The following is a 17,379-nucleotide window of genomic DNA, read 5'->3' as shown; positions in this document are numbered from 1 at the left end:
CACGAACACCCCTGCAGAGAAGAGCAATTCATGAGGTTCGAAGGAAAGACCGCCATCGTCACCGGAGCCGCGGGCGGCATCGGTGAGGGCTACGCACGCGCATTGGCCGCCGAGGGCGCCAACGTCGTCATCGCCGATCTCTCCGACGAGGCGGGCGAGAAGGTCGCCGCCGACATCGGTGGGCTCTACGTCCACACCGACGTCGCCGACGAGGCATCGGCGAAGGCACTGGCGCAGGCCACCCTCGACGAGTACGGCCAGATCGATTTCCTGATCAACAACGCCGCCATCTACGGCGGCATGCAACTCGACTTCCTCATCACCGTGCCGTGGGACTACTACAAGAAGTTCATGAGCGTGAACCTCGACGGGGCACTCAACGTGACCCGCGCGGTCTACGGCCACATGAAGCCGGGCAGTGCCATCGTCAACCAGTCCTCCACCGCGGCATGGCTCTACAGCGGCTTCTACGGACTGGCGAAGGTGGGGATCAACGGTCTCACCCAGCAGCTCGCGACCGAGCTCGGCGGTTCCGGCATCCGCGTCAACGCCATCGCGCCCGGCCCCATCGACACCGAGGCCACCCGCTCCACCACGCCGGGCAAGATGGTCGCCGACATCGTCAAGAAGCTCCCGCTCTCGCGGATGGGCACCCCGAAGGATCTCGAGGGCACGTGCCTGTTCCTGCTCTCCGACGAGGCCTCCTGGATCACCGGGCAGATCTTCAACGTCGATGGCGGACAGATCATCCGGTCATGACCACTGAGAGCACCGACACCTTCCCCATCGGGTTCATCGGCCTGGGCAACATGGGTGCGCCCATCGCCCAGCGATTCGTCGCCTGGCCGGGCGGTCTCGTGGTGTGCGATGCCCGCCCCGAGGCGACCGAGAAGGTGGTCGCCGCGGGCGCGACCGCCGTGGCGACGGCCGCCGAGGTCGCAGCGACCGCACGCGTCATCTCGATCACCGTCCTCAACGACGAGCAGGTGCGGTCGGTGATCACCGGGCCCGGCGGAATCCTCGAGACCGCCACGGCCGGCACCGTGATCGCCGTGCACTCCACGATCGCGCCGGCCACGGCGATCGACCTCGCAGAGGTCTGCGCCGTGCACGGTGTCGACCTCGTCGACGCCCCCGTCTCCGGTGGCGCCCCCGGCGCCGAACAGGGCCGACTGGCCATCATGGTCGGTGGTCCCCGTGCCGCCTATGAGACGGTCAAGCCGGTGTTCGCACTCGCGTCGGACATGACGATCCACGCCGGTGAGGTCGGCGCGGGCACCCGGATGAAGCTGGCGCGCAACCTTCTCCACTTCATCTCGTTCACCGCGACCACCGAGGCCGCCCGCCTGGCCGAGGCCGCGGGCATCGACATCGTCAAGCTCGGCAAGGTGGTGCGCCACACCGACGCGATCACCGGCGGTGCCGGCGCGATCATGCTGCGCGACACCACCGCACCGATCGCTCCCAACGACTTCTGGCACTCGGTGTTCACCCACGTGCGCGGGCTGGGCGAGAAGGACGTCGCACTGGCACTGGATCTCGCCGACGAACTCGATGTCGACCTCCCCCTGGGGCGCATCGCGCTCGAACGACTCGGTGACGGACTCGGCGTCGGCCCGGGCGAGATCGCGTCCCACCACCAGAACGGAGTCACCCGATGACCGCGTCGAACGAACAGCCCCAGTCCGAACAACGCCGTAAGGGCCTGGCCAAGATGGCCGAGGTGTACGGCTTTGACCTGTCCGACGGGCCCGGGGACTATTTCGCCCACACCGCCGACCACCTGTTCGGCGAGGTGTGGACCCGGGAGGGACTCACCGTGCGCGACCGGCGCCTGCTGTTGCTCGGTGCGCTCGCCGCCTCCGGCCTCGACGACGTCGCCGAGATCCAGGCCGGCGCCGCGCTGGGCAACGGCGAGCTGACACCCGATCAGCTCCGCGAGATCGCGTTGTTCCTCTGCTACTACATCGGGTGGCCGCTCGGAACGAAGCTCAACTTCACCTTCGGCAAGGTCATCGGCAACGTCGAGAAGAATCGTTGAGGCAGTTCGTCTTCGAGGACATCACGTCCGAGGAGGTCGCCCGGCGCACGGGTGTCTACACTCCGCTGACCAACTCGGTGCGCGGTCTTCTCGACGCCACCATCCGCACCGAGGTCGATCCCGACACCATCCGCGCGGCCGGCGAGCTGATCGAGGGCGCGACCGCGATGCTGCGATCGGCGCAGAGCGACGGCCCGCACGGCGTGCGCTACACGGCCGACGGCACCGGGATGCCCTGGGGCAACCCGGCCATCGGGATCCGCAACGCCATCGCTCCCCCGATGGTGGTGACGCGCGACGGGGATGGACGACGCGTCGCCGACGTCGTCCTGGGTGCGGCCTACGAGGGTCCACCCGGACTCGTCCACGGCGGCATCTGCGCGCTGCTGCTCGACCACATCCTGGGCGAGGCCGCGAGCGCCATGACCGGAACGCTCACGCTCCGTTACCAACGCGCCACACCGCTCGGAACGGTGCACCTCGAGGCCGAGGTGGTCGCGACCGCAGGTAGGAAGCTGACTGTGCGGGGGTCGCTGTCGGACGCCGACGGCATCACCGTGACCGCGGAAGGCATCTTCATCGTGCCCCGAAAGATCGTGGACGAGCGACCAGACGACCGGGAAGGAACCCGATGACAACCGAACTGCCCACGCGCTGTCCGTTCGGTGCCGGCTGGGATCTAACCGATCCCGCGCTGCTCGAGAACGGCATGCCGCACCACGAGTTCACCCAGATGCGCGAGACCAAGCGCATCTTCTGGATCGACCAGGATCCCGAGGTCGGCCCGTTCCGCGACAACGGTTACTGGGTGGCCACCCGACACGAGGACATCCGGGCCATCTCGAAGAACTCGACGGATTGGTCGAGCAACACCCAGGGTGCGGTGATGCGTCTGCCCGACATGATGACCCCGGAACTGCTCGAGTACACCAAGGCCATGCTGATCAACCACGATCCGCCGGAACACACCCGCATGCGCAAGGTGGTGTCGCGGCTGTTCACCCCGAGGGCGGTCAACGCCCTGCACGAGGTCCTCGACGCCCGCGCCCGCGAGATCGTCACCGCCGCAACAACCAAGGGGCCCGGCAACTTCGTCGACGATGTCGCGGTGGATCTGCCCCTCTCCGCGATCGCAGACCTCATCGGGGTGCCCGCCGCGGACCGGGAGAAGTTGTTCACGTGGACCAATGCGGTGATGAACACCGACGACCCCGACTACGGCGACATCGACGCCGCGGAGGCCAATGCCGCGCTGCTCGGGTACGCGTACTCGATGGCCGAGGATCGTCGGAACAACCCGGCCGAGGACATCATCACCACCCTGGTGAACGCCGATGTCGACGGCGAGGCCCTCGACGAGGCCGAGTTCGGCTTCTTCGTCATCCTCATCGCCGTGGCCGGCAACGAGACCACACGCAACGCGATCACCCACGGTATGAACGCATTTCTCGACCACCCCGATCAGTGGGAGCTGTTCAAACGGATGCGGCCCTCGACCGCCGCAGACGAGGTCATCCGCTGGGCCACTCCCGTGCACTGTTTCCAGCGCACCGCGATCAACGACGTGGCGCTCGGTGACGTCACCATCCGCGCGGGTGAACGGGTCGGGATGTTCTACAGCTCCGCCAATTTCGACGACGAGGTGTTCGAGAACCCGAGGACCTTCGACATCACCCGGAACCCCAACCCGCACCTGGCGTTCGGCGGTAGTGGCGCGCACTACTGCGTCGGTGCGAACCTGGCCCGCATGGAGGTCGACATCATGTTCAACGCCATCGCCGACCTCGCGCCGGACATCACCAAGCTGGCTGATCCGACACGCCTGCGGTCCGGCTGGATCAACGGCGTCAAAGGACTGCAGGTCAGCTACGGCCGATAGCATCGGCGCGGTGAATCGATGGATACTCGGTGACCGCGCCGCGCTGATCGTGATCGACGTCCAGGAGGCGTTCGACGACGAGGCCTGGTGGGGACGGCGCAACAACCCCGACTGCGAGGCCAACGTGCGGGTGTTGATCGAGGAGTGGCGCCGACGTGGGCGTCCGCTGGTGTTCGTGCGACACGACTCCGACAACAAGGCGTCTGGGCTGCATCCGTCGAACCCGGGGAACACGTTCAAGGACGTGGTCGCCGGTTCCCCGGATCTGCTGGTGCGCAAGTCGGTGAACTCGAGCTTTCACGGGTCACCCGACCTGAACGCCTGGCTCACCGGCGAGGGCATCGAGCAGATCGTCATCTGCGGGATCACGACCAATCACTGCTGCGAGACAACCGCCCGGGTCGGTGGAAACCTTGGCTACGACGTGGCTTTCGCGCTCGATGCAACGCACACCTTCGATCGCGATGCACCCGACGGGGAGCGGGTCGACGCAGACCTGCTCGCACGGATCACCGCGACGAATCTGCACGGCGAGTTCGCGACGGTGGTCGCAACGGCCGATCTCGTCGGCTGAGGCTCGTCAGCGCGCCCGCGCCGCGATCCGCGCCTGCACCTCGGGTCGGCGCAGGGGCGGGACGGTGCGCGGCGGCTGCCGTCGCGGCGGCAGCGCCTCGAGCAACGTCGTGGTCGCCGCGGTCACGGCTGCGACCGCGGCCTCGAACGCCTCGACGTTGGCCGGCGACGTCTTCGCAACACCGCTGACCTTGCGCACGTACTGACGCGACGCGGCCTCGATCTCGACCGACGTGGCCGGCGGCTCGAGGCCCCGCAGCTCGGTGATGTTGCGGCACATGTTGTCTCCTCGCAGTGGTTCGCCGAACCGGTGGTCAGTCGGCGATGTGGATGACCGCCTTGCCCAGGATCTTGCCGTTCTCCAGATCCGACAGCGCCTGGGGCAGATCAGCGAGCGGATAGGTGACGTTGACCGGCGGACGCATCCCCGCGGAGATCATCGCCGTCAGCTCGGTGTGCAGCTCACCGGGAACCGCCGGATGCGTCCGAATGTACTCACCCCAGGCCGCCCCCACCACGGAGATGTTGCGGAACAGTACGCGATTGAGCTTCACCGTCGGGATGCCGCCCGCGGCGAATCCGATGACGACGAACCGACCGTCGGGCGCCACCTGACGCAGCGCCTCGTCGAACACCTCGCCACCGACCGGGTCGATCAGCACGTCGACACCGAGGCCGTCGGTGAGCTCCTTGATCCGGTCGCCCCAGCCGTCGGTGAGGGCGACGACCTCGTCGGCCCCGACCTCCCGCAGCATGTCGTCGGCACCGGTGCGGTGCACGATCGCGATGACCCGCGCCCCCAACGCCTTCGCGACCGCGATGGTCGCGACACCGACGCCGCCCGCACTGCCGAGGACACCGACCGTCTCCCCCGCACGCAGGTTCGCGCGGAGCTTCAACGCGAAGATCGCGGTCTGGAAGTTGATGCCCATCGCGGCGCCCTCGTCGAAGCTCAGTCCGTCGGGGATGGGCAGCAGCTGCTCGGGTGCGGCGACGACCTTCTCGGCGAAACCTCCGACGACCGACATGACCAGCACCCGGTCACCGGCGGAGTAGCCCGATCCGTCCGGTGCCGACGTGACGACGCCGGCGACCTCGGTGCCGGGGGTGAACGGCGTCGGCAACCGCAGTTGGTACTTGCCCTGACTCATCAGCAGGTCGGGGAAACACACCCCGCAGGACTTCACGTCCACGGCGACCTGCCCCTGCGCGGGCGTGGGGTCGTCGACATCGGTCAGGGTCAGCCCACTGGGCCCGGTCTCTTCGGTGAGAATCTGCGCCTTCATGACCGCCACACTAACGGCAGTCCTCGTCGAGGTCAGGCGACCCGCCTTATAGGATCGTCCGATGGACCAGACCCAGCTCAGCGCGGCCCACGACGCCCCCGGATTCATGCCCGAAGACGAGGCGCTGGCGCTGAATCAGGTTGCCGGGCAGTATCTGTCGAAGTCCGACTCGGTCGGGATCGGCGTCGAGATCGGTACGTACTGCGGAAAGTCCACCGTCTACCTCGGTGCCGCCGCCCAACCACTCGGCGCCACCGTGGTCACCATCGACCACCACCGCGGGTCCGAGGAACACCAGCCGGGCTGGGAGTACCACGACACCGCTCTCGTCGACCCGCACACCGGCACCCTCGACACCTCCGCCCGGTTCCGTCGGACCATCTACGACGCCGGGCTCGAGGACACGGTCATCGGCATGCTGGCCCGCTCGACGGATGCGGCCAAGGTGTGGGGTCGGCCGGCCGACTTCGTGTTCATCGACGGTGGACACAGCAGCGAGGCGGCCGACAACGACCTGGCCGGCTGGGCTCCCTGGGTGCGTGTCGGTGGGGCGCTGCTGATCCACGACGTGTTCCCCGACCCCGCCGACGGCGGCCGTCCGCCGTTCGAGATCTATCAGAAGGCCCTCGCGTCCGGCGATTTCGTCGAGGTGGCCGCACACGGGTCGCTCCGGGTCCTGGAACGCGTCCGCTCCACCGACTGACATCGTCCGAGCTGAGCGCGACCTCCGGCACAGTGCCGGAGGTGGCCTCGTCAGCGGCAGATCTCCGTGGATCCTTCCGGTGCCGCGCAGCGTCCAACGACGATGGACCACGGAGTGTTCACCACCGCCCACCTCCTCCGACTCGGGGCCACGGAGTCGCAGATCCGCCGGGCCGTGCGTGTCGGGGACCTGGTCAGACTCCGCCCGGGTTGGTACGCCCGGTCCGATGCGGACCCGACCGTGGTCACGGCCGTTCGTGCCGGCGGCGTGCTCGGATGCGTCTCGGCGCTGCGTGCCCACGGTGCCTGGATCGCCCCGGGTCACGGCGGCGTCCATGTGCGGGGCAGCAGGACTTTGCGCACGTCGATGGCGCACAGCTGCCGCGGTGACGGACCGCCGCCGCCCACCCGCACAGCGGTCGACCCGGTCGAGGTCGCACTCGGGTGCGCACTGCGCTGCATGACAGGCGAACACTGGATCGCCGCCTGCGATTCGGTGCTGGAGTCCGGCCTCGCGCACCACGCCGACATCGCATCCTGCCTCGGCCCTCGCGGGAAGACGTTGCTGTCGAAGTGCGACGGCAGGTCTCAGTCGGGAACGGAATCGCTGGTGCGAGTACGACTTCGTGCGCTGAACTTCGCCGTCGTGGTGCAGCCACGCATCGCCGGGGTCGGAAAGGTGGATCTGCGCGTCGGGAAGCTGCTCATCGAGTGCGACAGCAAGGCACACCACACGAGCCTGGAGAACTACCAGAACGACCGGCACCGTGACCGCGCCGCCCTGGTGCGGGGATGGCTGAAGATCCGACTCACCTACGACGACGTGGTCTACGGATGGCAGGAGTCACTGGAAGCGATCCGGGGCGTAACCCTGCCCGAACGGCACCGCATTCGCGACGGGAATCGTCCGTGGTGAGCGACACCTCCGGCACAGTGCCGGAGGTGACCTCGTGAACGGCAGATCTTCGTCGAAGCAGGCATCGACACACCGGTTCCGCAGTAGCGTCGGCGGCATGGATGATCCGTTCCCCCGACACCTCGAACCCCTGGTCTCCCAACGACACACCTGGGTCAACCAGGTACGGATGCACGCGATCATGCGTCCCGACGAACCCGCGCTGCGCTTCCTGGGTGCCGACACGACCTGGCGTGACCTCGACGGACGGATGAGCCGCCTCGCCGCGGCGTTGGACGCACGCGGGGTGACCACGGGCGACCGCGTCCTCGTGCTGACCCTGAACCGTCCGGAGTTCTTCGAGACGGTCCTTGCGCTCAACGCGCTCGGCGCCATCGCGGTACCGGTGAACTTCCGCATGGCCCCGCCCGAGGTGGTCCACCTCGTCATCGACACCGGCGCCCGCGCGATCGTCCACGAGTCGGTCTTCGATCCCATCGTCGCCGCGGTCGGCGAGTTGCCGGGCGGGGCGACCGAGCTGCGTGTCCGCATCGGCGGCGCCGACGGGGACGCGCTCGACTACGACGCGCTCGTGGCCGAGGACCGCGATCTCCCACCGGTCGACGTTCCGGAGACGTCGCCCGCGGTGATCATGTACACCTCGGGGACCACCGGTGCGCCCAAGGGTGCGGTCCTCACCCACATCAACCTCCAGGCGCAGGCCTATCACAACCTCGTCGCACCGGGCGTCGTCGATCACGAGGCCGTCGCAGCGGTCGCGGTCCCCGTCTTCCACATCGCCGCGCTCGGCGTCATCTCGTCATGCCTGCTCGACGGTGTGTGCACGATCATCCTGCCGATAGGTCAGTTCGACCCGGCGGCGACGCTCGACGTCATCGAGCGCGAGCGGATCACCACGATGTTCATGGTGCCTGCGCAGTGGCAGCTCGTGATCGCCGAACAGCGTTCCCGTCCGCGCGATCTCGCACTGCGATTCCTGTGGTGGGGTGCCGCGCCCGCGTCACAGACGCTGCTCGCGGCCATGGCCGACACCTTCCCGGAGACGACCATCTGTGCCGTGTTCGGTCAGACCGAGATGTCACCGGTGACCTGCACGCTCACCGGCGAGGACACCCACCGCAAGATCGGTTCGGTCGGTCGGGTCATCCGCACCATGGCGGCCAGGATCGTCGACCCGGACATGAACGACGTCGCGCCCGGTGAGGTCGGCGAGATCGTCTACCGCGGACCCAATCTCATGAGCGGCTACTGGAACCGTCCGGAGGCGACCGCGGATGCGTTCGCGGGCGGGTGGTTTCATTCCGGCGACCTCGTCCGCGCCGATGACGAGGGTTTCATCTACGTCGTCGACCGCGCGAAGGACATGATCATCTCCGGCGGGGAGAACATCTACTGCGTCGAGGTGGAGAACGCCGTGGCCGCGCACCCATCGGTGCGCGAGGTGGCGGTCATCGGCCGCCCGGACGAGAAGTGGGGCGAGGTGGTCGTCGCCGTCGTGGCCACGACCCCGGACACCGAGAAGATCACCGTCGCTCAGATCCGCGAGTTCCTCGACGGGCGGCTCGCCCGCTACAAACACCCCACCGAGATCGTCGTCGTCGATGAGCTGCCCCGCAACGCAGCCGGCAAGGTGTCCAAACCCCAGGTGCGGCAGGCGACGGCGACCCCGTGACCGATCAGGACTACGCGAGTCCGAGCTGACCCGCCCGCTTCGCGAGATAGCCGCGCGCCTTGTCGATGTCGTCGTCCGGGACGCCGTAGAGCACCAGGGTGACGCCGAGGCCCTCCCAGCGCGCCAACTTCTCGGGATCGGGCCTGCCGTCGAGTGCGACGATCTGCGGCGCCCCCTGTCGACCGTGGTCGGCCCAGATCTTGTGCAGCAGGCGGATCGAGTCGTCGATCTCGGTGTCGGCGGGGGTGGTGAGCCAGCCGTCGGCGTTCTTGGCGATCCAGGTGAAGTTCTTCTCGGTGGCGCCCGCACCGACGATCACCGGGACCCCGGGCTGCTGGGTGGTCTTGGGCCACGCCCACGACGGACCGAAGTTCACGAACTCGCCGTCGTAGGAGGCCTCCTCCTCCGACCACAGGGCCCGCATCGACTCCAGGTACTCACGCAGCATGGTCCGACGCCGCTTCGGCGGGACCTTGTGGTCACCGAGCTCGTCGAGGTTCCACCCGAACCCGACGCCGAGGGTCACCCGACCATCGGAGAGATGATCGAGCGTGGCGATCTGCTTCGCCAGCGTCAACGGATCGGACTGCACCGGCAACGCCACCGCGGTGCCGAGCCGGATGCGCGTGGTGACCGCGGCGGCGGCGCTCAGCGACACCCACGGGTCGAGGGTGCGCATGTAGCGGTCATCCGGCAGGGAGGAGTCGCCGGTCTGCGGGTGCGCCGCGTCGCGGCGGGTGGGGATGTGGCTGTGCTCGGGAACGAAGTACGCGGCGAATCCCGCTTCCTCCACCAACGGCGCCAACACCGCGGGACGCAGCCCCCGATCGCTCGTGAACTGCACGATTCCGTATTCCATCGCCTGCCGACCTCCGCTGCCACACCAGGCAAGACGCCTGACTGGACACCAGTCTAGGCATTTGTGCAGTCGCAGGAAAGACCCGGTACCTCCGCCGCGGGGACAGTGACGTCGACCAGTGGGTCGGCGTCGCGGAAGATTCCGTTCGCGGCGCTGGTCCGGCTCAGCGCATCCGCGGCCAAGACGACCGCAGCCGAGGTCCAGCAACTCTTCTCCACGGGCCACCGCTTGCCGTCGGAGAACACCAGCCCGGTCCAGTACGACCCGTCCGGATCGCGTAGGTGCTGCATGTCGGCGAACAACGTCGTGGCATCGGTGTCGTCACCCAGGCAGTTCATGGCCAGCACCAGCTCACAGGTCTCGGCACCGGTGACCCAGGGGCGGTGATCGACGCAGCGGATGCCGAGGTCGGCGACGACGAACTCGTCCCATCGGTCGGCGATCAGCTCCTGGCCCGCGCGGCCGCGGACCGCTCCCCCCAGCACCGGGTAGTACCAGTCCATCGAGTGGTCCGACGGCGGGGCGAACCGATCTGTGTGGGCGCGCAGCGCATGACCGAGTCGGAGTTGGGCGTACCGCCACGACGGGGACGGCTGTTTCATCTCGTCGGCGATCGCGACCGCGCATCCCAGCGCCTGGTGGATGCTCGCGCTCCCGGTGAGCATGGCGTCGGAGAACATGCCACCCGCGGCGGGCAGGGGATGCTTTCCACCCCAGCGGATCTGACCGCCCGGAGCCTGGAAGCGCAGCACCAGTTCGATGGCCGACCACACGGTCGGCCACATGCGTTCGAGAAAGCGGGTGTCACCGGTGATCAGGTAGTGGTGCCACACGCCCACCGCTAGATAGGCACAGAAATTCGCGTCGGTGTTGGCGTCGGCGACGGTCCCGACAACGGTGCGGATCGCCCACGAACCGTCGGGACGCTGTGTGCGACGGGACCATTCGTAGGCCGCCTCCGCCTCGGGGTGGCGCCCGGTGACCGACAGCGCCATCGCCGACTCGACGTGATCCCACGGATCGGTCTGGCCGCCGGGGAACCACGGCATCGCACCCGTGGGCTCCTGCATCGCCGCGATCGCGGCACCGGTCTTGTCGCACTGGTCCTCGGTCAGCACGCCCGGGACATGCGGCACCCGCCTCACGCGTCTCAGGCGGGCTTGCGCAGGTAGAGCACCACGGACTTGCCCACCAACGGGTTCAGCGCCCGCTCGGTGAGCCGTGTGGCGGCGGGGGCGCTCATCATGTCCCACACCAGCAGCTTGTGGTACGCCTTGACCAGCGGGTTGTCGTTGTTCTCCACGCCCACAGCACATTTGATCCACCAGTACGGGGCGTGCAGTGCGTGCCGATGGTCGGTCCCGACCACCTCGAGACCCGCCGCGGAGACCTTGGCCGCGAGCTCGCTGGCCTTGTAGATCCGCACGTGCCCACCCTCGTTCGCGTGGTACTGATCGGAGAACGCCCAGCAGACCTTCTCCGGCCAGTACCGCGGCACGGTGACCGCGGCGTGTCCGCCGGGCGCGAGCACACGGGCCATCTCGGCGATGGCGTCGGTGTCGGACGGGATGTGCTCGAGGATCTCCGACATCAGCACGACGTCGAATGCGTTGTCCGCGTAAGGGAGATGCAGTGCGTCCCCGACCTCGGTGCGCGCCTTGGCCGATGCGGGCACCTGCTCCTCGGCGATCATGGCGTCGAACATCTCCGACACCTCGGCCATGTCCGAATCGGACTGGTCGAAGGCGATGACATCGGCTCCGCGACGGAACATCTCGTAGGAATGCCGTCCCTGCCCCGCGCCGATGTCTATCGCCTTGGTCCCGGCGTTCACCCCGAGACGGTCGAAATCAACGGTCAGCACGGATATCTCCTTCGTGGTTCGAGCTCTGGGGAATCGAGCTCTGCTCATTCAACACGTGTTCGTAGTGGGCTGCCGTCTTCACCGCGACCGCCGACCAGCTGAAGCGCGACTCGACACGAGCCCGCCCACCGGCGCCCAGCCGGGCCCGCAGATCGGGATCGTCGAGCACGCGGCCGATGGCGGCGGCGAGGGCGTCGGAGTCCATCGGCGGCACCAGCAGCGCGGCCTCGCCGTCGGGTCCGGCGACCTCGGGGATCGCGCCGGCGGTGGTCGCGACGAGCGCGTTCCCGCAGCTCATCGCCTCGATGACGGGCAGTGAGAAACCCTCGTACAGCGACGGCACGCAGGACACCTCGGCCGACGCGATCAGCTCGCCGAGCTCGTCGTCAGACAGGCCGGAGACGACCTCGACCCGGTCGGCGATCGCGAGTTCGTCGATGAGTTTCGCGCTGGGGCCCTCGGGGTTGAGCTTCGACACGAGGACGAGGTGCACGGGCCGCTCGGCGCTGAGCTTGGCGATCGCCTCGAGCAGGTAGGACACCCCCTTGAGCGGGGCGTCGGCGCTGGCCACACACACCACGCGACCGGACACCCGCTCGGCGGGCGGCCGGAACACCTCGGTGTCGACGCCGAGTGGGATGGTCTCGATGCGGCCGGCGGGGATGTCGAACGCCTTGCGGATGTCGACCTCGCTGCTGCGCGAGACGGTGAGGATCTCCGGGATCCGTCGGGCGACCTTGCCCTGCATACGGGAGAACCCGTGCCAGCGGATCGCGGTCAGCTTGCGCCAGCCCTTCGCCGCCTTCACCGCGAGCGTGCGGTCACGGGTGATCGGGTGGTGGATCGTCGTGATCACCGGCATGCCGCGACGCTGGATCGCCAGCAGACCGTAGCCCAGGCTCTGGTTGTCGTGGACGACGTCGAAGTCGCCGGCGCGCTCCTTGAGGATGCGCGCCATCCGCAGACTGAACGTCAGCGGCTCCGGGAAACCCGCGGTCCACATCGTCAGCACCTCGAGCACGTCGATCCAGTCCCGGATCTCGCGCGGGCGCGGGGTACGGAACGGGTTCGGCTCGCCGTACAGGTCCAGGCTGGGCACCTTCGTCAGACGCACACCGGCGTCCAGGGACTCCTGGTCGAGGTCCGGGTACGGCTGCCCGGAGAACACCTCGACGTCGTGGCCAAGCAGCGCGAGTTCGCGCGCGAGATGGCGTACGTAGACGCCCTGCCCACCGCAGTGGGGTTTGCTCCGGTACGACAGCAGCGCGATCCGCACCCGATACCTCTTCTGTGGTTGGTCGGCTCCTCGAAGTGGAGACGAATGACGTCGATGGACCCCGCGCTACCGCCGCCAGTCTCAGCCGGCTGCGGCACCCTCGAGTTCGTGGATGCGGACGAGCTTGACCCGCCGCCGCCCGGCTTCCTTGCCCGCGGACTTCTCGGTGGCGTCGATGCTCTTCCAGCCCGAGGCGTCGATGCGGTTGGCCCCGCGCCCGGCGATCAGGTCGGCGACCTTCTCCCGCGAGGAGGTCGGCTCGGCCAGGCCCCCGGCGATGAAGTCGGCGAGCACCGCGTGGGCGGTCTCCTGACCGTCGAGACGGTTCATGCCGATCCCGCCGGTGGCCCCGCGCTTGATCCACCCGGTCACGTACACCCCGGTGATCGGATCCCCGTCCGGCGCGGTCAGGACCCGGCCGTCGGCGTTGGGCACCACGCCGTGACTCTCGTCGAACGGCAGGTCGGTGACGGGCACACCGCGATAGCCGATGGCGCGCATGACGATCGAGGTCTCGATCTCGAAGGTCTCGTCGGTGGGTGCGACGGCGACGCGCTCACCGTCCACCAGTTCGTTGCGCACGCAGCGCAGGGTCGACACGGCGCCGTCGGCACCCTCGGACCCGTCGGTGCTGAGCTCCAGCGGTGACACCAGGAAGCGGAACACCACGCGCTTGGGGGCGCCGGTGTCCCCGCGCTCGGCGAACTCACGGGCGATGCGGACCTTGGTCGCGATGGTCGAGTCCAGCGAACCGTCGCCCAGACCCTCCTCGCTGGCCGCGTCGAGGGTGAGCTCGGCGTCGTCGATGATGACGTCGACGTCGGGCAGATCGCCCATCGCGAGAAACTCGGCGTTGGTGTACGCGGCCTGGGCGATGCCGCGGCGACCCAGCAACACGACCTCGGTGACCTGACTCGACCGCAGACGCTCGATCGCGTGATCGGCGATGTCGGTGCGGGCGAGGGTGTCGGGGTCGGTCAGCAGGATCCGCGCGCAGTCGAGGGCGACGTTGCCGTTGCCGACGATCACCGCCCGCGACGACGACAGGTCGAAGTCGAGGTCGGCGTAGTCGGGATGGCCGTTGTACCAGGCGACGAACTCCGTCGCCGGGATCGAACCGGGCAGGTCCTCGCCGGGGATGCCCAGGCGCTTGTCGGTCGACGCGCCGACGGCGTAGACGACGGCCGAGTAGTGCTCGCGCAGCTCGTCGTGGGTGACGTGGGTGCCGACCTCGACGTTGAGGAAGTACTCGAAGGTCTTCTTGTTGGCCGTGGCCGCGAACTGCTTCTCCACACCCTTGGTCGACGGGTGATCCGGCGCGACGCCCGCGCGGACGAGTCCGTACGGGGTGGGCAGGCGGTCGAACATGTCGACGCGGACCGCGGAGTGGCGCACGAGCTCCTCGGCGGCGTAGAACGCGGCCGGCCCGGCGCCGACGATCGCGACGTGCAGCGTCTTGCCCTGCGGCAGCGGCGGCTGCTTGCGCGGCGGCACCAGACCGCCGGAGACGTCGTGGTCGTTGTAGTAGTCGGCGTTGATCTGGAGGTAACGCTCACCCTTGTCGTCGAGCTGGTCGTCGGGGAAGATCGCCTCGACCGGGCACTCGTCGATGCACGCGCCACAGTCGATGCAGGTGTCGGGATCGATGTAGAGCATCTCCGCGGTGCGGAACTCGGGCTCGTCGGGCGTGGGGTGAATGCAGTTCACCGGGCAGACGCTGATGCAACTCGCGTCGTTACAGCACGGCTGGGTGATCACGTGCGCCATAAGGCAGTTACCTCGGAGGACTCGAACGATCCACAGGGTGGAACGTGTTCTAATTATGTGCGTTTTCTTCACTCTAACCACGCCCGGGAGAAGTTCCCAAGTCCCGTGAGCGTCATGGTGGAGCCTATGCTGCCGGGGTCGAAAGGATTCACTTGCCCGAGGACCCCTACCCGTTCGATCCCCCGATGCAACCGCGGTTGTCGAAGGCGCAGTTCTTCGAGACGAGCTATCGGGTGCGCACCGACGACGTCGACCAGGAGATGCGGGTGCGCCTCGACGGCACCGCGCGGTACCTGCAGGACATCGCCAACGACAACATCGAGGCGACCGATTTCCACGACTCCGATCCCTTCTGGATCGTCCGTCGCACGGTCATCGATGTCATCGAGCCGATCAGCTGGCCTGCGACGGTGACGCTGCAGCGCTGGTGCGGGGCGCTCTCGACGCGGTGGACGAACATGCGGGTCCGGGTGACGGCCGAGCACGAGACGAACCGGTTCAACCCGCAGATGCGGCCGCCGGGTCTGATCGAGACCGAGGCCTTCTGGATCAACGTCAACGACAAGGGCATGCCGTCCCGGATCACCGACGAGGCCTTCGGGATGCTCGCGGCGATGACCGACGAGCACCGGCTGCGGTGGAAGACGATGAACCCGGAACCGGCGCCGGAGCCCGGTGAGACCGATCGCGTCCACGTGCTGCGCAGCACCGACTTCGATCCGTTCAAGCATCTGAACAACGCCGCGTACTGGGAGGCGGTCGAGGACGAGCTCCTCGAGCACCCCGATCTGACGGCGCGTCCGCACCGGGCGATCATCGAGTACCTGCGACCGATCACCCCGGGCGCGCAGATGACCATCCGCCGCCGCCGCGACGGGGACCGGTTGTCGATGTGGATGATCGTCGACGGTCAGACCGCCGCGACGATCAGCATCACCGCCGCCTGAGAGCGATCACTGCCCGCCGCTGAGGACCAGTTCCATGAGCTTGGTCGGAGCCGCGCACGGGTCGCCGGACGCGCCGGTCGCCCGGGGCTCGACCCACCAGGTGTAGACGCCCCGCGCGGGTGAGTTCGCGGTGACACCGCACGCCGCCGGGCGACGCGGGTCGCGCTGGGTGAACGCAGCGGTGCTGGAGATGCGGACGTTCTCGGTCGTGTAGCCGAGCTTGCGGGCGACGTCCTTCTCCGCGCGTTGGTTCCCGGTCTCGAACCAGTTGAAGGTCACGCCCGTGGTCACGGCGCCGGAAACCACCCACCGGCAGATCGCGCCGTTGAAGCTGGACTGCGCGGCCTCTCCCCCGACGGCCTTCGCGATCTGGTCGGTCGTCAGCAGGGTGCACTCGAGCAGCAACTTGTCGAACTGGTCGGTGTCGACGTTGCCCCGGCTCGATCCGCCCGCGCCGCCTGCGTTGACGGACACGGCCTCACCGTCGACGGCTCGGGAGCAACCGGCGAGCAGGAGCGCGACCACGGCTACGAGAACCGTGAGCGCGACCCACACCCGGCGGGTCACTTCGCCCGCTCGATCGTCGTGGTGGACAACTTCTTCGTGGCGTCACAGACCTGCTCGGTGGTCCGGTCGAACTCACCGGAAGCGGTGACCCCATAGCTCACCGACCACTCGAAGAAGTCGGCGCCGAACGCGATCCCGATCTCGCAGATCCCGGGCGAGGACGCGATGAAGCCGCTGTGGCCGTCGATGGTGAGGTCGGTGGTCGATTCCCGCGACAGTTGCTCGGTGGCCCGCTCACGGCCGATCGGGCTGCCGCGGTACCAGTTGAACGAGAACTGCGGTCCGAGCTGGTCGTCGCTGGTCACCCACTCACAGCCCGACGAGTTGTTGGTGACGTTGGTCAGCCCCTGGGTGTCGACGATCTGGGAGACCTCCGCGGTGCTGACGCCACCGCACTCGCCGAAGAAGGGGCCCGATCCGGCCGCCGAGCCGGTCGTGGGGGTACCGGATCCGCCATCACCGTCGCCGCCGGAATCGGAGCATCCGGCGAGCAGCAGGCCGAGGACCGCGAGCAGCGCGATGACACCCGCCGCGGAGCGCGGCGTCGAAGTCGATGCGTGTCTGCCCGGTGCGAGTCCGTCCACAGGCGCAAGTGTAGGTCGCGGTGACGGGTCAGAGGTCCCGTCCGCCGGGGATGTCGCGTCCGTGCAGGCGGTCGGTCTCGCGCCGTTCACGTTTGGTGGGTCGGCCGGCGCCACGGTCGCGGACCGGGATCGACGCGATGACCTCCCGCGGGGGTGGAGGTGGACTGCGGTCGATCATCGCCTCCGCGGCAACGGGCGGCCCGACCCGCTTCGACAGCACGCGTGCGACCTCGACTATCCGCTCCCGACCGGCGACGCGCAGACGCACCTCGTCACCGATCGCGACGTGCTGCGCGGGTTTCGCCGGGGTCCCGTTGACGCGGACGTGCCCGGCCCGGCAGGCGGAGGCGGCCGCCGACCGGGTCTTGGTGAGGCGCACCGCCCAGATCCAGCTGTCGACACGGGTGCTGGGTTCCGACATCCGACCAGGATAGTTTCCCGGCGAT

Annotated in this window: 20 protein-coding genes; 10 read left to right on the top strand and 10 right to left on the bottom strand. The window is 68.3% G+C overall.

Annotated features, from left to right (window positions below; genetic code table 11):
* Nucleotides 1-30 precede the first annotated feature (30 nt).
* Genes JHC79_RS03175 through JHC79_RS03150 form a run of 6 tightly spaced genes read left to right on the top strand, consistent with a single transcriptional unit; the run spans nucleotide 31 to nucleotide 4,494 of the window.
* Nucleotides 31-759, top strand: coding sequence for an SDR family oxidoreductase (locus JHC79_RS03175; RefSeq protein WP_296388418.1), 729 nt, complete (start codon nucleotides 31-33; stop codon nucleotides 757-759).
* On the top strand, nucleotides 675-1,661 hold the full coding sequence (locus tag JHC79_RS03170) for an NAD(P)-dependent oxidoreductase (protein ID WP_366782189.1): 987 nt from the start codon (nucleotides 675-677) through the stop codon (nucleotides 1,659-1,661). The genes JHC79_RS03175 and JHC79_RS03170 overlap by 85 nt, the downstream gene beginning before the upstream one ends.
* Complete coding sequence (locus tag JHC79_RS03165) at nucleotides 1,658-2,041, top strand: carboxymuconolactone decarboxylase family protein (RefSeq protein ID WP_296388416.1); 384 nt, start codon at nucleotides 1,658-1,660, stop codon at nucleotides 2,039-2,041. Before JHC79_RS03170 ends, JHC79_RS03165 begins: the two co-directional genes overlap by 4 nt.
* Entirely contained in the window at nucleotides 2,038-2,676 is a 639-nt protein-coding gene (locus JHC79_RS03160) for a PaaI family thioesterase (RefSeq protein ID WP_296388415.1), read from the top strand. The genes JHC79_RS03165 and JHC79_RS03160 overlap by 4 nt, the downstream gene beginning before the upstream one ends.
* A complete protein-coding gene (locus tag JHC79_RS03155) occupies nucleotides 2,673-3,920 on the top strand; it encodes a cytochrome P450 (protein ID WP_296388414.1) in 1,248 nt (415 codons plus the stop codon). The genes JHC79_RS03160 and JHC79_RS03155 overlap by 4 nt, the downstream gene beginning before the upstream one ends.
* A 10-nt stretch (nucleotides 3,921-3,930) precedes the next feature.
* Nucleotides 3,931-4,494 carry a cysteine hydrolase family protein gene (locus JHC79_RS03150; RefSeq protein WP_296388413.1) on the top strand — a complete coding sequence of 188 codons (564 nt, stop codon included), beginning with the start codon at nucleotides 3,931-3,933 and terminating at the stop codon, nucleotides 4,492-4,494.
* A gap of 6 nt (nucleotides 4,495-4,500) precedes the next feature.
* Here the strand turns inward: JHC79_RS03150 and JHC79_RS03145 are convergent, their stop codons facing one another.
* Both JHC79_RS03145 and JHC79_RS03140 read right to left on the bottom strand, forming a co-directional pair.
* The gene (locus JHC79_RS03145; protein WP_296388412.1) at nucleotides 4,501-4,773 is read right to left on the bottom strand and encodes a DUF2277 domain-containing protein; all 273 of its coding nucleotides are present in this window, start codon (nucleotides 4,771-4,773) and stop codon (nucleotides 4,501-4,503) included.
* 34 nt (nucleotides 4,774-4,807) lie between these two features.
* A complete protein-coding gene (locus tag JHC79_RS03140) occupies nucleotides 4,808-5,779 on the bottom strand; it encodes an NADPH:quinone oxidoreductase family protein (RefSeq protein WP_296388411.1) in 972 nt (323 codons plus the stop codon).
* 61 nt (nucleotides 5,780-5,840) lie between these two features.
* Here JHC79_RS03140 and JHC79_RS03135 point away from each other — a divergent pair, with 61 nt between their 5' ends.
* From JHC79_RS03135 to fadD5, 3 genes are all read left to right on the top strand, one after another.
* Nucleotides 5,841-6,482, top strand: a complete 642-nt coding sequence (locus JHC79_RS03135; RefSeq protein ID WP_296388410.1) for a class I SAM-dependent methyltransferase — start codon at nucleotides 5,841-5,843, stop codon at nucleotides 6,480-6,482.
* 114 nt (nucleotides 6,483-6,596) lie between these two features.
* Complete coding sequence (locus JHC79_RS03130) at nucleotides 6,597-7,397, top strand: type IV toxin-antitoxin system AbiEi family antitoxin domain-containing protein (protein WP_296388409.1); 801 nt, start codon at nucleotides 6,597-6,599, stop codon at nucleotides 7,395-7,397.
* A gap of 97 nt (nucleotides 7,398-7,494) precedes the next feature.
* Nucleotides 7,495-9,069: a fatty-acid--CoA ligase FadD5 gene (fadD5, locus tag JHC79_RS03125; protein WP_296388408.1), complete on the top strand. Its 1,575-nt coding sequence runs from the start codon at nucleotides 7,495-7,497 to the stop codon at nucleotides 9,067-9,069.
* A gap of 10 nt (nucleotides 9,070-9,079) precedes the next feature.
* On the opposite strand, the gene JHC79_RS03120 is transcribed toward fadD5, so the two are convergent.
* The 5 genes from JHC79_RS03120 to JHC79_RS03100 form a co-directional block, all read right to left on the bottom strand.
* Nucleotides 9,080-9,928, bottom strand: coding sequence for an LLM class F420-dependent oxidoreductase (locus tag JHC79_RS03120; protein ID WP_296388407.1), 849 nt, complete (start codon nucleotides 9,926-9,928; stop codon nucleotides 9,080-9,082).
* A 53-nt stretch (nucleotides 9,929-9,981) separates the two neighbouring features.
* On the bottom strand, nucleotides 9,982-11,073 hold the full coding sequence (locus tag JHC79_RS03115) for a prenyltransferase (protein ID WP_296388406.1): 1,092 nt from the start codon (nucleotides 11,071-11,073) through the stop codon (nucleotides 9,982-9,984).
* A gap of 5 nt (nucleotides 11,074-11,078) precedes the next feature.
* A complete protein-coding gene (locus JHC79_RS03110) occupies nucleotides 11,079-11,792 on the bottom strand; it encodes a class I SAM-dependent methyltransferase (RefSeq protein WP_296388405.1) in 714 nt (237 codons plus the stop codon).
* Entirely contained in the window at nucleotides 11,779-13,068 is a 1,290-nt protein-coding gene (locus tag JHC79_RS03105; protein ID WP_296388404.1) for a glycosyltransferase family 4 protein, read from the bottom strand. The genes JHC79_RS03110 and JHC79_RS03105 overlap by 14 nt, the downstream gene beginning before the upstream one ends.
* Before the next feature lie 81 nt (nucleotides 13,069-13,149).
* Nucleotides 13,150-14,835: an FAD-dependent oxidoreductase gene (locus JHC79_RS03100; protein ID WP_296388403.1), complete on the bottom strand. Its 1,686-nt coding sequence runs from the start codon at nucleotides 14,833-14,835 to the stop codon at nucleotides 13,150-13,152.
* Between the two features lie 185 nt (nucleotides 14,836-15,020).
* Between JHC79_RS03100 and JHC79_RS03095 the strand changes: the two genes are divergently transcribed.
* Complete coding sequence (locus tag JHC79_RS03095) at nucleotides 15,021-15,782, top strand: acyl-ACP thioesterase domain-containing protein (RefSeq protein ID WP_296388443.1); 762 nt, start codon at nucleotides 15,021-15,023, stop codon at nucleotides 15,780-15,782.
* A gap of 6 nt (nucleotides 15,783-15,788) precedes the next feature.
* Here the strand turns inward: JHC79_RS03095 and JHC79_RS03090 are convergent, their stop codons facing one another.
* From JHC79_RS03090 to JHC79_RS03080, 3 genes are read right to left on the bottom strand one after another with little or no spacing between them, the layout of a single operon-like run.
* Nucleotides 15,789-16,349 carry a DUF3558 domain-containing protein gene (locus JHC79_RS03090; protein WP_296388402.1) on the bottom strand — a complete coding sequence of 187 codons (561 nt, stop codon included), beginning with the start codon at nucleotides 16,347-16,349 and terminating at the stop codon, nucleotides 15,789-15,791.
* On the bottom strand, nucleotides 16,346-16,933 hold the full coding sequence (locus JHC79_RS03085; protein WP_296388401.1) for a DUF3558 domain-containing protein: 588 nt from the start codon (nucleotides 16,931-16,933) through the stop codon (nucleotides 16,346-16,348). The genes JHC79_RS03090 and JHC79_RS03085 overlap by 4 nt, the downstream gene beginning before the upstream one ends.
* A 28-nt stretch (nucleotides 16,934-16,961) precedes the next feature.
* The gene (locus JHC79_RS03080; RefSeq protein WP_296388400.1) at nucleotides 16,962-17,354 is read right to left on the bottom strand and encodes a S4 domain-containing protein; all 393 of its coding nucleotides are present in this window, start codon (nucleotides 17,352-17,354) and stop codon (nucleotides 16,962-16,964) included.
* Nucleotides 17,355-17,379 lie beyond the last annotated feature (25 nt).

Origin of the sequence: Williamsia sp. (genome assembly GCF_016462415.1) — a bacterium.
Classification (GTDB): Bacteria; Actinomycetota; Actinomycetes; order Mycobacteriales; family Mycobacteriaceae; genus Williamsia_A.
This window is presented reverse-complemented; position numbering and strand designations above follow the sequence as displayed.

Bases quoted from the DNA above. Each gene is read 5' to 3' on its own strand.
- JHC79_RS03165 (WP_296388416.1), top strand. From the start codon at position 1,658: ATGACCGCGTCGAACGAACAGCCCCAGTCCGAACAACGCCGTAAGGGC.
- JHC79_RS03100 (WP_296388403.1), bottom strand. From the start codon at position 14,835: ATGGCGCACGTGATCACCCAGCCGTGCTGTAACGACGCGAGTTGCATC.
- JHC79_RS03175 (WP_296388418.1), top strand. From the start codon at position 31: ATGAGGTTCGAAGGAAAGACCGCCATCGTCACCGGAGCCGCGGGCGGC.
- JHC79_RS03120 (WP_296388407.1), bottom strand. From the start codon at position 9,928: ATGGAATACGGAATCGTGCAGTTCACGAGCGATCGGGGGCTGCGTCCC.
- JHC79_RS03145 (WP_296388412.1), bottom strand. From the start codon at position 4,773: ATGTGCCGCAACATCACCGAGCTGCGGGGCCTCGAGCCGCCGGCCACG.
- JHC79_RS03080 (WP_296388400.1), bottom strand. From the start codon at position 17,354: ATGTCGGAACCCAGCACCCGTGTCGACAGCTGGATCTGGGCGGTGCGC.
- JHC79_RS03140 (WP_296388411.1), bottom strand. From the start codon at position 5,779: ATGAAGGCGCAGATTCTCACCGAAGAGACCGGGCCCAGTGGGCTGACC.
- JHC79_RS03155 (WP_296388414.1), top strand. From the start codon at position 2,673: ATGACAACCGAACTGCCCACGCGCTGTCCGTTCGGTGCCGGCTGGGAT.
- JHC79_RS03135 (WP_296388410.1), top strand. From the start codon at position 5,841: ATGGACCAGACCCAGCTCAGCGCGGCCCACGACGCCCCCGGATTCATG.
- JHC79_RS03095 (WP_296388443.1), top strand. From the start codon at position 15,021: ATGCAACCGCGGTTGTCGAAGGCGCAGTTCTTCGAGACGAGCTATCGG.
- fadD5 (WP_296388408.1), top strand. From the start codon at position 7,495: ATGGATGATCCGTTCCCCCGACACCTCGAACCCCTGGTCTCCCAACGA.